The sequence below is a fragment of the Stenotrophomonas sp. SrG genome (genome assembly GCF_050031795.1).
GTDB lineage: Bacteria > Pseudomonadota > Gammaproteobacteria > Xanthomonadales > Xanthomonadaceae > Stenotrophomonas > Stenotrophomonas rhizophila_A.
Genome location: NZ_JBNBBE010001244.1, coordinates 1 through 237, shown reverse-complemented (window position 1 = coordinate 237; position 237 = coordinate 1). Strand labels below are relative to the sequence as shown.

Sequence of the window (237 nt, the reverse complement as noted above, 5' to 3'; positions counted from 1 at the left end):
CCGGAAACGGGAACCCCCGGGGTGGGTGGGGCGGATGCACGGACAACGCGACCGGCAACCGCCAATTTTTTTCGACGCGACCAACGGCCATGACCCACCGACGTGTTAACCACGGTAGGTGCCGACCGTTGGTCGGCACGCTCCCTCAGCCCACCGTCAACGTCACATCGATGTTGCCGCGCGTCGCATTCGAATCCGGGCACACGATGTGCGCCTTCTGCACCAGCTCCTCCACCT

The 237-nt window shown here is 64.6% G+C and carries 1 pseudogene; it reads right to left on the bottom strand.

The window, feature by feature from the left end:
- Positions 1-145: 145 nt before the first annotated feature.
- Positions 146-237, bottom strand: a pseudogene (locus ACQG3P_RS23420) (organic hydroperoxide resistance protein); the annotation flags it as partial.